At 59.9% G+C, this 282-nt stretch carries 1 pseudogene; it reads left to right on the top strand.

Going from position 1 to position 282, the window contains the following annotated elements:
• Positions 1-103: 103 nt before the first annotated feature.
• Positions 104-282: pseudogene (locus tag ACW9JC_RS30455) on the top strand (group II intron reverse transcriptase/maturase); the annotation flags it as partial.

Here is a 282-nt window from a genome sequence, read left to right as displayed (position 1 = left end):
CACTGTGCTACCGAGCGTCGAGAGGCGACGGGATGAGCGTGCAGAAGTCAGCCGAGGCCGTAGTAAGTGACGAATAACCCCGTCACCAAGGGCCGAACAGGTTATGCCGCTGGTAGGCGTCAGAGTCTCGTTGGATACCGAAATGCAGAAATTTCTCGCAGAGAAGACTGTTACTCCGAGTCCCGGACAGAATCCGAGGATGACGGCTGACAGCGCACAGGTATCGGCGGCGTCTGTGACGTGGACGAACGCGGAGCCGGACACGCTGATGGCGCGGGTGCT

Source organism: Pseudomonas sp. SDO5591_S426, from assembly GCF_054070755.1.
The sequence above is the reverse complement of the archived record's forward strand: the minus strand, read 5'-3'. Positions and strand labels throughout refer to the sequence as shown.